The 16,385-nt window shown below is 73.6% G+C and carries 14 protein-coding genes; 3 read left to right on the top strand and 11 right to left on the bottom strand.

Translation table 11 applies throughout. From position 1 onward, the window contains the following. Positions 1 to 83: 83 nt before the first annotated feature. Positions 84 to 1,313 carry a serine hydrolase gene (locus tag O7612_RS14550; protein ID WP_282264956.1) on the bottom strand — a complete coding sequence of 410 codons (1,230 nt, stop codon included), beginning with the start codon at positions 1,311 to 1,313 and terminating at the stop codon, positions 84 to 86. Between the two features lie 230 nt (positions 1,314 to 1,543). Between O7612_RS14550 and O7612_RS14545 the strand changes: the two genes are divergently transcribed. Further along, complete coding sequence (locus O7612_RS14545; RefSeq protein WP_282264955.1) at positions 1,544 to 1,774, top strand: hypothetical protein; 231 nt, start codon at positions 1,544 to 1,546, stop codon at positions 1,772 to 1,774. Between the two features lie 130 nt (positions 1,775 to 1,904). Here the strand turns inward: O7612_RS14545 and O7612_RS14540 are convergent, their stop codons facing one another. Next, positions 1,905 to 2,684, bottom strand: coding sequence for a peptidylprolyl isomerase (locus O7612_RS14540; protein WP_282264954.1), 780 nt, complete (start codon positions 2,682 to 2,684; stop codon positions 1,905 to 1,907). Positions 2,685 to 2,778: 94 nt separating this feature from the next. Beyond that, positions 2,779 to 4,011, bottom strand: a complete 1,233-nt coding sequence (locus tag O7612_RS14535; RefSeq protein WP_282264953.1) for a serine hydrolase — start codon at positions 4,009 to 4,011, stop codon at positions 2,779 to 2,781. A gap of 378 nt (positions 4,012 to 4,389) precedes the next feature. Here O7612_RS14535 and O7612_RS14530 point away from each other — a divergent pair, with 378 nt between their 5' ends. Beyond that, complete coding sequence (locus O7612_RS14530; protein WP_282264952.1) at positions 4,390 to 5,568, top strand: hypothetical protein; 1,179 nt, start codon at positions 4,390 to 4,392, stop codon at positions 5,566 to 5,568. A gap of 184 nt (positions 5,569 to 5,752) precedes the next feature. Here the strand turns inward: O7612_RS14530 and O7612_RS14525 are convergent, their stop codons facing one another. Further along, complete coding sequence (locus O7612_RS14525; protein WP_282264951.1) at positions 5,753 to 6,472, bottom strand: MerR family transcriptional regulator; 720 nt, start codon at positions 6,470 to 6,472, stop codon at positions 5,753 to 5,755. A gap of 115 nt (positions 6,473 to 6,587) precedes the next feature. Here O7612_RS14525 and O7612_RS14520 point away from each other — a divergent pair, with 115 nt between their 5' ends. Then, positions 6,588 to 8,864, top strand: a complete 2,277-nt coding sequence (locus O7612_RS14520) for an excinuclease ABC subunit UvrA (RefSeq protein ID WP_282264950.1) — start codon at positions 6,588 to 6,590, stop codon at positions 8,862 to 8,864. A gap of 8 nt (positions 8,865 to 8,872) precedes the next feature. Here O7612_RS14520 and O7612_RS14515 read toward each other — a convergent pair whose 3' ends face one another. From O7612_RS14515 to O7612_RS14485, 7 genes are all read right to left on the bottom strand, one after another. Then, the gene (locus tag O7612_RS14515; RefSeq protein WP_282264949.1) at positions 8,873 to 9,286 is read right to left on the bottom strand and encodes a protein-tyrosine phosphatase family protein; all 414 of its coding nucleotides are present in this window, start codon (positions 9,284 to 9,286) and stop codon (positions 8,873 to 8,875) included. Between the two features lie 276 nt (positions 9,287 to 9,562). After that, positions 9,563 to 10,153, bottom strand: coding sequence for a hypothetical protein (locus O7612_RS14510; RefSeq protein WP_282273752.1), 591 nt, complete (start codon positions 10,151 to 10,153; stop codon positions 9,563 to 9,565). A 406-nt stretch (positions 10,154 to 10,559) separates the two neighbouring features. Next, positions 10,560 to 10,871, bottom strand: coding sequence for a MazG-like family protein (locus O7612_RS14505; RefSeq protein WP_282273751.1), 312 nt, complete (start codon positions 10,869 to 10,871; stop codon positions 10,560 to 10,562). Positions 10,872 to 10,950: 79 nt separating this feature from the next. Continuing rightward, positions 10,951 to 11,580, bottom strand: coding sequence for a hypothetical protein (locus O7612_RS14500; protein ID WP_067310349.1), 630 nt, complete (start codon positions 11,578 to 11,580; stop codon positions 10,951 to 10,953). Positions 11,581 to 11,592: 12 nt separating this feature from the next. Continuing rightward, positions 11,593 to 13,377: a DUF4012 domain-containing protein gene (locus O7612_RS14495; protein WP_282273750.1), complete on the bottom strand. Its 1,785-nt coding sequence runs from the start codon at positions 13,375 to 13,377 to the stop codon at positions 11,593 to 11,595. Positions 13,378 to 13,482: 105 nt separating this feature from the next. Continuing rightward, the gene (locus O7612_RS14490; RefSeq protein WP_282273749.1) at positions 13,483 to 14,706 is read right to left on the bottom strand and encodes a glycosyltransferase family 4 protein; all 1,224 of its coding nucleotides are present in this window, start codon (positions 14,704 to 14,706) and stop codon (positions 13,483 to 13,485) included. 211 nt (positions 14,707 to 14,917) lie between these two features. After that, a complete protein-coding gene (locus O7612_RS14485; RefSeq protein WP_282273748.1) occupies positions 14,918 to 16,369 on the bottom strand; it encodes a polysaccharide biosynthesis tyrosine autokinase in 1,452 nt (483 codons plus the stop codon). Positions 16,370 to 16,385: the final 16 nt, after the last annotated feature.

Genomic DNA, 16,385 nt, shown 5'->3' with positions numbered 1-16,385 from the left:
CCGGTCGCAGCCCACCGCCCCGGTCAGCACCGCGACGACCAGCAACCCGACCAGCACCCGCCGGGGGTGCCCGGCCCCGGATCTCACCGCCGTCGGCGGACGTCGTGGGGTCGGTGGCGCAGGGCGAACAGCAGCCCGACGAGCCCGGCCACGACGGCCGCCAGGGAGACCGCGACCAGGGGACGGGACCAGGGGTGACCGGGCGGATCGAGCCGACCCGGACCACCGGCGGCGGCCAGCGGGGGTGGGGTGGTCGCGGTCGCGGACGGGCCGGCGGTCAGCTCGCCCGGGTTGACCAGCCGGCCGACCGCCGCGCCCCGGGGTACCCCGAACCCCCAGTCGAGCAGGGCCGCCCCCTGTTCCCAGCCCCGCTTGTCGACGACCTCCGCACCGAGCAGGGTGACCACCAGCCGTCGTCCGCCGCGTTCGGCGGCCCCGACGTAGGTGTGCCGCGCCAGGTCCGTGTAGCCGGTCTTGCCGCCCAGCGCCCCCGGGTAGCGGTAGAGCAGCTGGTTGTCGTTCTGGATCGGGAAGGCCTTCTCGCCGAGCGCCGGCTGGGCCGGGATCGTCGTCTCCCGGGTGGTGTCGTAGCGGCGGAAGGTGGCGTCGGCGAAGCAGGCCCGGGCGATCAGCGCCAGGTCGTACGCGCTGGTGAACTGGCCCGGCCCGTCCAGCCCGGAGGGGGTCACCGCGTGGGTCTGCAACGCGCCGAGGTGCCGGGCGTGCGCGTTCATGGCCCGGAGGCCGCCGGGCAGCCCGTCGGGGCCGCCGCCGAGCCGGGCCAGTGCGTTGGCCGCCTCATTGCCGGACTGGAGCAGCAGTCCCAGCCAGAGCGTCTCGATCCGGTAGCGGCCGCCCTCGGCGAAGCCCACGGCGGAGCTGCCGGGTTCGATGTCGAGGTCGCCGGGGGTGAGGGTGACCACCTGTCGGGGGTCGAGCGTCGGCAGTACGGTGGCGGCGAGCAGCAGCTTCTGCACGCTGGCCGGGGTGCCGTACTCGTGCGGGCCGCAGCCGCCGAGCACGTCGCCGCTGTCCAGGTCGGCGACCAGCCAGGAGGTGGCCTGCACGGCGGGCGGCACGGGCGTCCCGGTCGGGCGCACCTGCGCCCTGGTGGCCAGGGCGGGACCGCCGACCGTCCGGGCGGCGGGGTCCGCGCGCGGCGGCACCGGTCGGGGTGGCCGGGACGCCGCCGGCACGGGCGCGCACGCCCCGGTGGTCACCGCCCCGGCGGCGGCGACGGCACCGGCGGGCACGCCGACCGGCGACAGCAGGAGGGCGGCGATGGCGGCCGCGGTACGTCCCCGAACTCTCACGCTGACGAACGTAGTGATGCCGGGTCCGGCCTTCCGGTGATCCGGCGAATCCCACCCGGCGGAGCGTGCCGGGCCGGTAGCATGCCGCCTCCGGCGCGGTGAATTTGCCGGTCAGCGCGGGTCGAGGCGGGCAGGGGACGCGCCCGTCGGTCAGCCGGCCGGCGACGGGGAGGTGTCGACCACCGTCCATGGGGGTAGCGGAGAGGGTAGGACCGGTGAAGGAGGAGACCATGACCGACCCCCGTTACGCTCCGCTCGGCCTCGCCGTCGGCGGTGACCTGGTCGACGTCGACGACGCCGACACCCGTCCCGTGGTGGGGGCGGACGACGCCCGCGCCGACGCCGCCCGTGCCGGTGCGGAGGTGGACCTGTCCGACGCCGCCCGGGACGGCGACGGCGTGCCCGTCGGTGCGGCCGACGCGGACGCCGACCGGGCCCGCGCGGCGGGCGAGGAGGGCTGACCCGCGGGCGGGGGCGAGTGATCGCCCCCGCCCGCAGGACGCGCGGTGGCCGGCCGGGCTGAGCCCGGTCGGCCGGTTCACCCGTACCGCCGTGATCCCGCCGGGTGCGCCGCTCCGGTGCCCGGGAGCCTCAGCGGCCCCGGATGGCGCGGTGGATCCGCACCGGCAGGGCCGGGGCACCGTCCACCGGTGCCGGGTCCTCGGCGGTGGGCGCGATGCCACCGGCCGCGATCCGGTCCAGGGTGGCCAGCCCGGCGGCGTCGATGCTGCCGAACACGGTGTAGTTGGGTCGCAGCGCCGAATCCGACTGGACCAGGAAGAACTGGCTGCCGTTGGTGTCCGGCCCGGCGTTGGCCATGGCGAGCGTGCCCCGGGCGTAGAGTCGCCGGACCCCGGTGGGGTCGGTCGGCGCGGGCGGCAGGTCGGTGGGCAACTCGTCGCGGTAGCGGTAGCCCGGACCGCCCTCACCGGTGCCGGACGGGTCGCCGCACTGGAGCACCTTCAGCGTCGGGTAGGCGGTCAGCCGGTGGCAGGGGGTCCAGTCGTAGAACCGGTGTCGCGCCAGGTGCAGGAAGCTCTGCACGGTGCACGGGGCCTGCTCCCGGTCCAGGGTCAGGCCGATCGGCCCCTGGCTGGTGCGCAGGGTGACCCGGACCGTGCCGGCGTCCGGGGTGCGACGCGGGTCGGGCGGCAGCGGCACCGGCCGGGCCGGCGGCTCGTCGGGCGTGGACGTGTACGCGCACGGGCCCTTGGTGGTCCGGGCGACGACCGGCCCGTCGGCGGGCGCGGCGACGGCGGCCGTACCACCGGCGACGACCAGCGTCGCCGAGGCCAGCGCCACCCCCGCGAGGCGGGCCAGCCGGCCATGGGGGCGCGACCCGGCGACGGACGGTCGGGGTTCACTCGACACTGTGGGTCCTCCTGGACTCGTGGTACCGGAGAGACGGGTGGTACCGCGGAAACGGGCGGTACCGCAACGACCGGAGTCTATGGAGGGACGGCCGTCAGTCCCAGGCGACGCGCCGCCGGACCCGCCGCCGGCTCCGGCGGCGGCGGATGACGAGCAGCGCGGCCAGCACCCCGACCAGTCCCACGACACCACCGACCACCGCCCCACCGGGCCGGTACGGTGCGGACACCGGCCGGCGGGCGGGCTCCGGTGCGGCGACCACCCGGGCGGGCGGCGACGCCGACGCGCTGGCGGGGGTCGCCTCGCCGGGGTCGACCAGCCGGCCCACCGAGGCGTCCCGGGGCAGGCCGAAACCCCAGTCGAGCAGCCGAGCCCCCTGCTCCCAGCCGCGCACCGGGCGGGCCTCCGCGCCGAGCAGGGTCACCACCAGCCGCCGGCCGCCACGTTCGGCGGCTCCGACGTAGGTGTGCCGGGCCAGGTCGGTGAAGCCGGTCTTCCCGCCCAACGCCCCGGGGTACCGGTAGATCAACTGGTTCTCGTTCTGGATCTGGAAGCCGGGTTTGCGCAACGCCGGCTGGGCCGGGATCTGGGTCCGCTCGGTGAGCGCGTACCGACGGAAGGTGGGGTCGGCGAAACAGACCCGGGCGATCAGCGCCAGGTCGTACGCGCTGGTGAACTGGCCCGGCCCGTCCAGCCCGGACGGGGTCACCGCGTGGGTCTGCCACGCGCCGAGCCGGCGTGCCTCGGCGTTCATCTCGCGCACCCCGGCCGACGCGCTGCCCGCGCCGAGGCGGGCCAGCAGGTTCGCCGCGTCGTTGCCGGACTGGAGCAGCAGGCCGAGCCAGACGGTCTCGACCGGGTACCGACCACGGTCGAGCAGACCCACCGCCGAGCTGCCCGGCTCGATGTCCAGGTCGGCGCGGGTCACCGTGACCACCTGCTTCGGATCCAGCCGGGGCAGCATGGTGGCCGCCAGCAGCAGTTTCTGCACGCTGGCCGGGGTGCCGTACTCGTGTGGGCCGCAACCACCGAGGACCGCCCCGGTGTCCAGGTCGGCGACGAGCCAGGAGACCGCGGTGACCGGGGGCGGCGTGGGCACCCCGGGCGGCACGGTCAGACCCGGGGTGGCCAGCGCCTCGCCCCCCACCGCCTGCTGCGCGGGCACCGCGGGGGGCGGCACGGGCCGGGGCGGTCGGGTCACCTTCGGCGCGGGCAGTTTCGGGCACGGCACGACGGCGGCCCCGGCCGGCGCCGCGCGGACCGGAGCGGGGGTGCCCGCGGTGAGGAGTACGGCCGCGACGGCGGCGGCCAGGACCCGGGCTCTCATGGTGAGGCACCCTACCGACGCCGGGAGGCGGTTCCCCAGGGGCCGCACCACCCGCCGCACCCGGGCCGTCCCGGCGCAAAAGAACCACCATGGTGACGCTGGATCATTCAGCAGTTACCGAGGGTGGAGAAAAACCCCGCCGCGCATCGCCGCCGGAAGCACTGAAACCCCCTCTGAGCTGCTCATTCTTTCCGTCAACACGAAGCGTGACGACGGGCTGACGAAACTTCTTGAACGATCTCCGCGCAGTCCCCGTATCCATCGCCGCAAGGACGGATCGGGGCAGCCCCAGTGCCGCGGTCCTCGGGTGAACCCAGCCACCGTCGGCCCCCGGACGCGACATCGTCGGCGGCCCGCCGGAGATCAGAGGAGAGGTACATGGCCAGGCCAATGCGGAAGAATTCCGTCCTCAAGCTCGGCGGAGTCGGCGCCCTGGCGGTGCTGCTCCTGGGCGGCGGTCTGCAGCTCGCCTCCGCAGCCGAGAACACCGGCAGCAGCGCCGCGCAGACCGTGAACTGCCCCACGGTACGGGACAAGCTGCCGGCCGTTCCGGCGGCGGCCGCTGCCGGGGTGGAGCGGGAACTGGCCAACCTGGACGAGGAGATCGCCCGGCAGAACGAGCGGCTGGCCAAGCAGGCCGCCAACCCGCAGGGCGGCGCGAACTTCATCAACAACGCCATCCTCGGCCCGCTGAAGAGCAAGCGCGTCGCGGTGCTGGACCGCATCGAAATCAACTTCAACCGGGTCGGCGCGCAGCGGCCCAACCTGGACAGCCTGGCCACCTGCGGGCTGAACGCCCCGGGTGTGGCCAGCGCGCTGAACAGCTCCGTCAAGGCCGGCAACGTCGCCTCGGGTGGGAACAACACCACGGCCGCCGCCCAGACGGTGAACTGCCCGACGCCGCAGATCCCCGCCGTACCGGCCGCCGCCGCCGCGAACGTCCAGGCCGAACTGGCCAACCTGGACAAGCAGATCAGCGAGGCCAACGCCCGCCTCGCCCAGCAGGCCGCCAACCCCCAGGGCGGCGCGAACTTCATCAACAACGCCATCCTCGGCCCGCTGAAGGACAAGCGCCAGGCCGCCCTCGACCGCATCGAGATCGCCTTCAACCGGGTCGGCGCACAACGCCCCAACCTCGACAACTTCGCCACCTGCGGCCTGAACGGCGCGGGTGCGGGTAACGCCGGAGCGGGTAACGCGGGCGCGGGTAACGCCGGAGCGGGCAACGCGGGCGCGGGCAACGCCGGGGCCGGGAACGCCGGGGCCGCCCGGACGGTGAACTGCCCGACGCCGCAGATCCCCGCCGTACCGGCCGCCGCCGCCGCGAACGTCCAGGCCGAACTGGCCAACCTGGACAAGCAGATCAGCGAGGCCAACGCCCGCCTCGCCCAGCAGGCCGCCAACCCCCAGGGCGGCGCGAACTTCATCAACAACGCCATCCTCGGCCCGCTGAAGGACAAGCGCCAGGCCGCCCTCGACCGCATCGAGATCGCCTTCAACCGGGTCGGCGCACAACGCCCCAACCTCGACAACTTCGCCACCTGCGGCCTGAACTGACCCAGCGCCCACGAGCGGCCCGGCGGACCATTCCGCCGGGCCGCTCGGCGTTCGCCCGCCGGGCGGTGCGCCGACCCCGGTCGGTTCACCGGCGACGGCGGTGCCCCGACCGGGATACGTCGGGGTGGTCGGGAGGCGGGGCGGGGGCGTCGGGGACGTCCGGGCGACACCGCAGGTGGTCCGGTCAGCCCTCGACGGCCGGCGCGGTCTCGGCCAGGTAGTCGTACAGGGCGGCGGAGGCCCGCAGCCGGCACAGGCTGCGACGGTGCAGTTCCTGCTCCCGACGGGCCAGCTCCGACCGGACCCGGTCCGGTCGGCCCGTGCTGCGCAGCTCGTCGAGGACCGCGGTGATGATGTCGAACGGATAACCACCCCGGCGCAGCAGCGCCACCACCTGAGCCGCCCGCCACTCGGCCGGGTCGTACACCCGGTAGCCGGTGCCCTGCTGGCGGCGCGGCCGGAGCAGCCCGCGCCGCTCCCAGAGACGCAGCTGGGAGGTGCGCACACCGAGCTGGGCGGCCACCACACCGATGCGCGCGTCCCGGCGGGGCGCGGCTGCCGCCGGGCTGCCCAGCACCGTCTCGAAGGCGCCCAGCGCGCGGGCGATCTCGGCCCGCTCGCGGTCCAGCTCGGCGTGCCCGGCGTCGAGGGCGGCGAGCGCCGCCGGCCACTCGCCCCGGTGCACGGCGGCCAGCACCTCCCGGGTACGCGCCCAGCCGTGCCCCTCGGCCATCCGGCGGGCCACCGCGAGCGCCCGCACGTGGCGGTCGGTCAGCATCCGGTAGCCGCTCACGGTGCGCCCGGCCGGCGGTAGCACCCCGTCGGCCAGGTAGTTGCGCACCTGCTGGGTGGAGATCCCTGCGCTGGCCGCGACGTCGACCATCCGCCACCGCCGCTCCCCCACCCGGTCACCCTACTGCTTGTCGCGTTGTTTGAGACTTTCCCCCCGAGTCGACCGGTCCGACCCGCTCGGTGTCGCTGAAAGTCTCCACAGGAGGACGAATGAGAAAATTAAAGGTATGGAGCAATCAACCACCCAGCCCGCCGCCGACCGCCACGACGTGATCGAGGTACGGGGAGCCCGGGAGAACAACCTGACCGGGGTGTCCGTCGACATCCCGAAGCGGCGGCTCACCGTCTTCACCGGCGTCTCCGGCTCGGGAAAGTCGTCCCTGGTGTTCGGTACCGTCGCCGCCGAGTCCCGCCGGCTGATCAACGAGACGTACAGCGCCTTCCTCCAGTCGTTCATGCCGAGTCTGTCCCGCCCCGACGTGGACTCGCTGCGGAACCTGACCCCGGCGATCGTGGTCGACCAGGAACGGATGGGGGCGAACTCCCGCTCCACCGTGGGCACCGCGACCGACGCGTACGCGATGCTCCGGATCCTGTTCAGCCGGCTCGGCGAACCGCACGTGGGCGGTGCCGGGGCGTTCAGTTTCAACCTCGCCGAGGGGATGTGCCCGACCTGTGAGGGGCTGGGCCGGGTCTCCGACCTGGACGTGTCGGCCATGGTGGACGTGGAGCGCTCGCTCAACGACGGGGCGATCCTGGTCCCGAACTTCGCCGTCGACTCCTGGTACTGGCAGATCATGGCCGGTTCCGGCCTGTTCGACCCGGACGTCAAGCTCCAGGACTTCACCGAGCAGCAGTGGGCGGACTTCCTGCACAAGCCGGCCACGAAGATCAGGGTGGGGAACAGCAACTGGACCTACGAGGGGTTGGCGGTGAAGGTCCGTCGGCTCTACCTGACCAAGGAACGGGACTCCATGCAGGCGCAGCACCGTGCCTTCGTGGACCGGGCGGTCACCCTGAAGACCTGTGCCGCCTGCGGTGGTGCCCGGCTCAACGCGGCGGCGCTGTCGTCGCGGATCGCCGGACGCACCATCGCCGAGTGCTCGGCCCTGCAGATCAGCGACCTGGCACAGGTGATCGGCGGGATCGAGGCCCCGTCGGTGGCACCCCTGGTGGCCGACCTACGCGACTGCCTGGACTCGCTGGTGGAGATCGGCCTGGGCTACCTCAGCCTGGACCGGGAGTCGGGCACCCTGTCCGGCGGCGAGGCGCAACGGGTGAAGATGGTCCGTCACCTCGGTTCCAGCCTCTCCGACGTGACGTACGTCTTCGACGAACCCACGGTGGGGCTGCACCCGCACGACATCACCCGGATGAACGACCTGTTGCGGCAGCTCCGGGACAAGGGCAACACGGTGCTGGTGGTGGAGCACAAGCCGGAGACGATCGCGATCGCCGACCACGTGGTCGACCTCGGCCCGGGTGCCGGGTCGGCGGGCGGCCGGATCTGTTACGCCGGCGACGTCGCCGGGCTACGGCGCTCCGACACGCTGACCGGCCGGCACCTCGACCACCGGGTCACCCTGCGCACGGCCGTCCGGCAGCCCACCGGCCACCTGGCGATCCGGGGTGCCGACCTGCACAACCTGCGCGACGTCGACGTCGACCTGCCGCTGGGGGTGCTCACCGTGGTCACCGGGGTGGCGGGCTCGGGCAAGAGTTCGCTGATCCACGGCTCGCTGCCCCGCCGCAACGGGGTCGTGGTGGTCGACCAGTCCCCCATCCGGGGCTCCCGGCGCAGCAACCCGGCCACCTGGACCGGGCTGCTCGATCCGATCCGCACCGCGTTCGCCCGTGCCAACGGGGTGAAGGCGGCGCTGTTCAGCGCCAACTCCGAGGGGGCCTGCCCGACCTGTAAGGGGATCGGGCTGGTCTACACCGACCTGGCGACGATGGCTGCCGTCGCCACCGTCTGCGAGGCCTGCGAGGGGCGGCGGTACACCCGCGAGGTGCTGGCGTACACGCTGCGCGGCCGGAACATCAGCGAGGTGCTCGGCATGTCGATGACCGAGGCGCGGGAGTTCTTCCCGTCCGGGCCGGCCCGGGTCGTGCTGGACCGGCTCGCCGAGGTCGGTCTCGGCTACCTGACCCTGGGCCAGCCCCTCACCACGCTCTCCGGTGGGGAACGCCAGCGGCTCAAGCTGGCCGTGCACATGGCGGAGAAGGCCGCCACCTACGTGCTGGACGAGCCGACCAGCGGCCTGCACCTGGCCGACGTGGACCAACTGCTCGCGCTGCTGGACCGCCTGGTCGACGCGGGTAACACGGTGGTCGTCATCGAGCACCACCAGGCGGTGATGGCGCACGCGGACTGGATCGTCGACCTCGGCCCCGGGGCCGGTCACGACGGCGGGCGGATCGTCTTCACCGGCACCCCCGCCGACCTGGTCGCGCGGGGCGACACCCTGACCGCCCGCCACCTGCGCGAGTACGTCGCCCGGTAGCCGGCCGGTCAGCGGGTGGGAAGCCGCCGCAGCCAGGCCCGCTGCCAGGGGGTCTCCACCGCCCTCGGGTGGTAACGCTCACGCACCCAGCCCACCGCCTGCCTGGCCGGCAGCCCGTCGAGGACCGCCAGGGCGGCCAGCGCGGTGCCGGTCCGGCCGATCCCGCCCCGGCAGGCCACCTCCACCCGCCGCCCGTCGTGCGCGCCCCGCAGCGCCTCGCGGAGGGCGTCCAGGGCGTCCTCACGGTCCAGCGGCAGCCAGAAGTCCGGCCACCGGATGCGCCGGTAGGGCCAGCCAGGAGTCGGCCCCGGCGCCAGGATCAGGGCGAAGTCGGCGGGCGACACCACGTCGGCGACCCGCCGGCCGCGCACCGTCACGCCGCTGGGCAACGTCACCACACCGGGAGAGCCGGACCAGTCCACATCGGCCATTCTGCCCGGTACGCATACAGCGCGCCGCCCCCGACCCGGCCGGGTCGGGGGCGGCGCGTGTCGACGTGCGGGTCGCCTCTCGGCGCGTGGCGCAACGCGGCTCCAGCCGAACGGAACTCCGCGAGGGCGGTTCAGATGAGGCCCGGGGACACCGAACACATCGACACCCTGCACAACGCGGGCCACCCCGTGCTCCTTCCCCGGCACCACGGTGACCCCCGTCACCCCCTCCACCCGGCGGGCGGAAGGGGTACGGGCACGGCGGGGTCAGCTGTTCCAGTGTTGGGTGACGAGGTCGGCGGCCTGCTGTTCCCACTGGGCGTAGTGGTCGGGGTAGGCGGAGACCTGGACGGTCTGGGCGGCCTTGGTCAGGGGCATGTCCTGCCAGCCGTCGACCTGCTTGAGGCCCTTGAGGAACGCGGTGGTGGCGTATTCGGGGTCGGTGATCTGTTCGACGGTGCCCCAGCCGGAGGAGGGGCGCTGTTGGAACAGGCCCTGGGAGTCGTGGTCGTTGCGGTCGCCGAGGTGGCCGAGGTTGTTCAGCTTGGATTCCTGCAGGGCGGTGGCGAGGGAGACGACGGCGGCGCGTTCGTCCATGCCGGCCTTCTTGGTGGCGGCGATGATGGCCTTGACGTTGCCGGTCTGCTCGTCGTCGAGGTCGATGCGGGACTGCTCGCCCTGCACCCCGTGCGGGATCAGCTTGTCCTTGTCCACGGCCGGCTTGTCGGCCTGGACGGCGGTGGTGACGGCGGTGGGGGTGGTGGCGTGGGCGTGGGTGGTGGGGCCGGCGAGGATGCCGCCGGTGAAGGCGAGGCCGGCGATGCCGAGGGCGGTCTTGCGCAGGATGGTGGTGTTCATGGGGGTAGCTCCTTCGGGGTCGACACCCTGGCTCCCGGCCGGCGAGGGTCGGGGTGCGCCGGTCCGGGGGACTGGCGCGGCGGGTGTGGGCACCACGTCGGGCGCTCGTGCGGGGGGTGGGGTGCGGGGGTGCGGCGGGGCCTGCCCCGGGGGGCGGCCTCTCGTGCCGAGTCAGGTGTAACGACCGGCGGCCCCGGGTCATTCCACCGGGGGCGGCGGGACCTGCCGGGCCGGGGTGGGGTTTGCCGGGCTGGGGTGCTGCTGCGGTCGTACGCAGGGTGTAACGCCGTCGGCCCGGCCGGGATTCCGGCCCGGCGGGGTGGCTGCGGGCACGACGATCCGGGCGTGAACGGCGATATCCGGCATCTGATCGGGGACGTACCGTCCGTTCGGGCCGTCGGAGAGGTCACCGGGCGATCCGGGACTCGACCTTCGCCGCGCAGGCGGTCACCACCGACCGGGCGTCCAACCCCAGGCTCTCGATGGCGACCAGGGCGGTGAAGACCACGTCGGCCAACTCGGCGGCGACCTCCGCGTGGCTGTGCGTCACGCCCTTGCGGGGGTTCTGGCCGAGGACGCCGATCCACGCCCCGGCCGCCTCGCCGGCCTCCTCGCTGAGCTTGAGGATCCGGCAGGTCAGCTCGGTCTGGTCGGTGCCGTTGGCGGCGTCCAGCCAGGCACGGGCCGCACGGGCCGCGTTCCAGATCACCTCGTCCACCCACCCAGTCAACCGGACACGGGTGCCCGCCGGCCCCAGCGGGGCCGGCGGGCACCTTCGCCTACCGGAGTGATCCGGGTCAGCGGGTCATGCCGAACCGGTGGCGACGCCGCCACCCGAAGGCGGTGAGCATCAGCACGACACCGGCGCCGACCAGCCCGCCGCCGACCTTCAGCGGCGTGCTCAGGTTGTCACCGGTGACCGGCAGGTGCGGGTGCTTCTTCTTCGGCAGCACGGTGATCGTCGTGCTGGCCGTACGACCCGAGGTGCGCCCGGTCGCGGTGAAGGTGAGCCGCCCGACGTCGCTCGGCCGGTAGCTCACGGTGAAGTTGCCGTTCGCGTCGGTCTGCGCCGTGAAGTGCCGCGGCGCGGGCTGCGGCTGCGAATAGTCCACCTTCACCATCGCGACGGTGGTGCCATCGCTGCGTCGGGCCGGAGCCTGCCCCGGCACGGCCGCGGCGAGGGGCGCCACGGTGACGTCGATGTCGACGATCTCGTTCGGCCCGAAGCCGGTGCCGGTGAGCACCACGGTCTCGCCGAGGAAGATGGTCGTCGGGTTGGCCGTCAGCGAGGGCGTGACGGGTGGGTACGGTGGCGGCTGCGGCGTGCTGTCGGCGGGTGGCTGCGGCTGAGCAGCCCCCGCGGCGGTCGGCACGGCCACGATGGCCAGACCGACCGTCAGCGCCATGAGAATGCGGGATAGCCGCATGATGGTCTCCTCCTACTGTTTGCAGCTAGGTGCGGGAACTACTTGGGTGGTCCATGGGGTGGCGGTCGGTGTGTGCCATATTTCCGGGGTGCCTGCGGTGTTCCTGCTGGTCAGCAGGTCCACGTCGAGGGTTCGGGTGGCGTTGGGGGCGACGTCGACGGTCGCGATGACGACCTGTCGGCGTCGTTCGGTCCCGCTGCCCAGTGAGATCGGTTTCCCGTCCAGCCGGGCACCGAGGACCGTTCCGCCGGCCGGGCTGTAGAGGGACACCAGGGTCCGGGCGGTGTACGGATCGTCGGCCCTGGCCAGACCGAGCACCGACTTGCTGAGCCCGGTGTCGGGGGCCGAGGAGTGCAGGGTGAAGCGCAACCGCAGGTGCCGTCGCCCCTCGTCGGCGCAGTCGCCCATGGTGAGGGTCGCTGCGGGCCGCAGGTAGTAGCCGAGCTTGGCGCCGCTGCCGTCGTTGAGGAAGACCCCGACGGTCGGTGCGGCTTCCTGCTCGGGAAGCACGCCGGCGAGCCGGGTGTCGTGGAAGGTCCGCTGTTCCTCAGGTCGGGCACTCCAGAACAATATCCGCCGTTCAGTGATGGAGCGGTCTAAAGCCGACAAAAGCCCTCTAGGGTTGACCTTCTTCGTGAGGAAGGCGTCGAAGACCGCGGACGCGGAAGCGGCGAAGAAGGCGTCCTGCCCGCTGTCGTCGCGCCCCTGGTACGCGTCACTGAGCAGGGTGCGCACCACCTGACTGCTGACCAGGGTGGCGTCGCCCGGCACCCGGACCGGGCCGGTGGCCTGGAGCAGGTACGACAGCATCACCGGGTCGACCGCCAGCACCCCGTCGACGGTCTGGCCGCTGTGCCGTCGGTACATCTCCCGGTAGAGCTTCGCGGCGGTCGGGAAGTGTGGCGTGAGGTTGACGTCGGCGGGATAGATGCCGGGCAGGTCGGTGTAGAGGCGGCGCACTTCCTCGGTCACCGGCAGGGCCGGGGTGAAGCGGCCGAACTGGGCACTGGTGCCCTGCTCGCGCAACCGGATCCGCCCGTCGTCGGCATGGATCACCGCGTACGCGCCGAACATGCCACCGGTGGCCCGCAACTCGGCGAGGTTCTGGGAGAGCAGCAGGTAGCTGCGCGGCCCGTTCGCCCCGAGCAGGGCGGGCAGCACCCGGGCACCCCGTTGCGCCGCCCCGGTCAGACCGGCCAACCGGTCGATCTCGGTGCGCAGTTCGCCCAGCGCGGTACGGAGCTGGCTGACCAGGTCCTCGGCGGGTACCGCGTCGAGACCGACCCGGGACCTGCGAACGGCGGCGTCCGCCTCCGTCAGACCGGCCGAGGCGGCCCGCAACCGGTCCAGGTCGAGCCGCCCCTGGGTCGGCACCAGGGTGGCCAGGTCGGTGCGGAGCAGGACCGGGAAGGCATGCCGGGCGAGGTCGTCGATGGCGACCGCGATGCTCCGTACCGCCGCCACGTCGTCCCCGGCGTACGGGGCGTGCCGGGCGACCCACCAGCCGGGGTCGCCGGTGGCGGCCCGCGCCGCGCCGGCCTGCTCCTGCAACGCCGCCAGCGTGCGCTGGGCGCGGTCCAGGTCGCCGGCCAGCACCTGGCTGCTCAGCTCCCGGGCGAGCCCGGCCGCGTTGACCAGGTGGGCCCGCGCCTGCCAGCCACGGAACCCCACCCAACCGGCAGCGCCGAGCAGCACGGCCGTGACGACCAGACCGACCAGCAGGACGCGCCGGACCCGCCGCCGGGTGCGCCGGCGCAGCCGGCGTCGACCACGTCGTGACCCATGGCTCTCTGCCACGCCACACTCCGCTCCTACCTCGGGGTAAATGACCGTTCATGAGGTTTCTAGCACGAATGTCGGTGCTATAGATTGATAACAGGTTCTTTGCCGCTTTAAGTCGGTTTACCGGGAACGACCCGGGGAGCCGGCGGTCGCCGCGACGTGGGTCAGCAGCGTCTCGATCCGGTCCACACCGGCCCCCAGCGACATCTCCCGCAGGTAGGTCTCCCGCCCCCGGCGGCCCATCTCGGCCCGGGCCGGCGGCGGGATGGTGGTCGCCAACCAGAACCGGTCGGCCAGCGCGGCCCAGTCCTCCGGCGGGCAGGAGAGCCCGGCCCGCGCCCGCTCCACCAGCGCCGCGGTGTCGCCACCGGCCGAGGCGACCAGCGGCGTGGCGCAGGCCAGCGCCGACTGCACCTTGCTCGGCACCGTCCCGTGCAACTCCGGAAGGTCGCGCAGGGCCACCAGCTGGTAGTCGGCGGCGGCGTACAGCTCGGGCATCTCGGTCGGCGGCCGCCGCGGCAGGAAACGGACGTTGTCGGCACCGAGGTCCGCGGCGAGCCCCCGGACCTGCCGCTCCTGCGCCCCGGAGCCGACCAGTACCAGATCCATCCGGTCGTCGAGCGCCGCCGCCGCCCGTACCGCGGTCTCCAGACCCTGGCGTACGCCGATCGTGCCGGCGTGCATGACCACGCAGCGGGCATCCCGGCGCACCAGCCCCCACGCCTCCCGGCCGGGGCGCACCGGTTGGAAGATCCGCTCGTCGGTCCAGTTGAGCACGGTGTGCACCCGGTCCCCGGCGACCCCGTCGGCGAGCACGAGGTCCCGCATGGACGGTGCGGTGACCGCCACCGCGTCGGCGTCACGCAGCACCCGGCGCATCGTGGTGGCGATCCGGCCCTGCCCCGCCTCCCCGGCGGCCCCCTCCCCGGTCCAGAGGTCCTGCACGTGCAGGACCGTCGGCACCCGGCCGAGCAGCCGCAGCAGTCCGGCCGTGGCGAAGGTGGTGGCGGGGAGCTGGAAGACGTACAGCACGTCGACGTCGGCCAGGTAACGCCGCCCCGCCAACGCGGCACTGCCGGCGAAGGAGAGATAGCCGGCCAACCGGGCGGCGGGTGAGGCGTCCCCACCGGCGTACCGCGGCACCCGGCGCACGGTCAGCCGTTCACTGCGGGTCAGGTGCCGCCAGCGCTGCCGCCAGCCCGGGTAGACGTGACCACCGGGATAGTCCGGGAAACCGGTCAGCACCCGGACCTCGTGCCCCCGGCGGGCCAGCTCCTCGGCCAGGCTGCCGGGGATGAAGGCCGGTTCCGGCGGAAAGTGGTAGGACAGGATGCCGATCCTCATCGCCACCCGCTCCCCCGTCGCCGGACGACCACCGCCCGCGGCCCGACGCCGACCGGGACCGGCCGGCGTCCGCCGGCCCACCACCGTCGCCCGGCGCGGGCCGGACGATGATGGCGGGCCGTCCCCGGAGCGGCGGCCCCCCGCTCCGTCGCCGACGTCCCACCCGACCGGGCGGTGGACCGGACGTCGGCGACGGAAAGCGCGGTGGCACTCACTGCGACAGCCGGGTGAGTTCCTGCGTCCGGTCCTCGACGGGGTGCAGGTCCTGTTCGCCACGGTGGGCGGCGGCGCGGTCCGCCGGGACGGACGGCGTCGTGGTGGCCACCCGGTACGCCTCGTACTGGTAGGCGTCGGCCCGGGCCACCTTGGCCATGTTCAGCACACAGCCGAGCAGCCGCACCGACACCGAGTGCAGGGAGCGGGCCGCCGCGGCGACCTGCGCCCGCGAGGTACGGCCCTGCTGGGTGACCAGCAACGCGCCGTCGGCCTGCACGGCCACCACCACACCGTCGGTGACGGCCAGCAGCGGCGCGGTGTCGATGACCACGATGTCGGCCGACTCGCGGAGCGCGAGCAGCAGATCCGCCATCGCCTTCGCGCCGAGCAGCTCGCTGGGGTTCGGCGGGGTCGACCCGCTGGGCAGCACCAGCAGGGACTTGTCGCCCCACCGCTGCACCACGTCACCGACCTGGACGTCGCCGACGAGCACGTCGGTCAGGCCGATCCCACCGTCGATGCCGAGGTAGTCGGCGACCTTCGGACGACGCAGGTCGGCGTCGACCAGCAGCACCCGCCAGCCCGCCTCGGCCAGGGCGATGGCCAGGTTGCACGACAGCGTGGTCTTCCCCTCGCCCTGCAACGCGCTGGTCACCGCGATCACCCGGGCGGGTTCGTGCACGTCCACGAACCGCAGGTTGGTCCGCAGCTTGCGGACCGCCTCCGCGCGGGCGGAGGTCGCGGCCTCGCCGACGATCAGCGGCGTCGCCTTGGCGGCCGTGTCGAACGGGATGTCGCCGAGCAACGGGCTGCCGGTGGCCCGTTGCAGGCCGGCGGCGTCACGCAGCCGTACGTCGACCATGCCGCGCAGGACCGCCAGGGCCGCGCCGAGCAGCAGCCCGACCAGCACCCCGAGGGCGATGTTGCGGTTCGGCTGCGGGGCGACCGGACTGGCGCTGACCCGGGGGCCACCGACCACCTCGAGCCGGGTCGGGCCGGCCTTGCCGTCCGAGGTGGTCTCGATCTTCTGGACCAGCTCGACGAACTTCGCCGACAGGACCTCGGTCGTCTTCAGGGCGCGGGCCTGGTCGGTGTCGGTGACGTTGGCGCGCAGCAGCACGGTGCCGGTCTCGGTGGAGGTGGCCACCCGGCGCTGGATGTCGTCGGCGGTCAGACCGAGGGAGTTGTCGGCGACCATGGCCTGCGCCAGGCGGTCGCTGCGCAGCAGGTCGGCGTAGGACTTCACACGCTGCTGGAGGAAGAGTTCGCCCTGGTAGGCGTTGGTGACGCCCTGGCTGGGGGCGGTGACGAAGAAGGTCACGGAGGCCATGTAACGCGGTGGCGTGCGGACCGTGACCAGGGCCGCCGCGCCGACCGTGAGCATCAGGGTGACCAGGACGATCCACCAGTGTCGGCGGACCAGGCGCAGGCAGGTACGGACGTCCATCACGCCCTCCGTTCCG

Source organism: Micromonospora sp. WMMD987 (assembly GCF_029581435.1).
Lineage (GTDB): Bacteria > Actinomycetota > Actinomycetes > Mycobacteriales > Micromonosporaceae > Micromonospora > Micromonospora rifamycinica.
This window is presented reverse-complemented; position numbering and strand designations above follow the sequence as displayed.

Excerpts from the sequence above, each read along its gene's own strand:
- O7612_RS14520 (WP_282264950.1), top strand. The coding sequence starts at position 6,588 with ATGGAGCAATCAACCACCCAGCCCGCCGCCGACCGCCACGACGTGATC.
- O7612_RS14545 (WP_282264955.1), top strand. The coding sequence starts at position 1,544 with ATGACCGACCCCCGTTACGCTCCGCTCGGCCTCGCCGTCGGCGGTGAC.
- O7612_RS14510 (WP_282273752.1), bottom strand. The coding sequence starts at position 10,153 with ATGAACACCACCATCCTGCGCAAGACCGCCCTCGGCATCGCCGGCCTC.
- O7612_RS14535 (WP_282264953.1), bottom strand. The coding sequence starts at position 4,011 with ATGAGAGCCCGGGTCCTGGCCGCCGCCGTCGCGGCCGTACTCCTCACC.
- O7612_RS14530 (WP_282264952.1), top strand. The coding sequence starts at position 4,390 with ATGGCCAGGCCAATGCGGAAGAATTCCGTCCTCAAGCTCGGCGGAGTC.
- O7612_RS14500 (WP_067310349.1), bottom strand. The coding sequence starts at position 11,580 with ATGCGGCTATCCCGCATTCTCATGGCGCTGACGGTCGGTCTGGCCATC.
- O7612_RS14490 (WP_282273749.1), bottom strand. The coding sequence starts at position 14,706 with ATGAGGATCGGCATCCTGTCCTACCACTTTCCGCCGGAACCGGCCTTC.
- O7612_RS14485 (WP_282273748.1), bottom strand. The coding sequence starts at position 16,369 with ATGGACGTCCGTACCTGCCTGCGCCTGGTCCGCCGACACTGGTGGATC.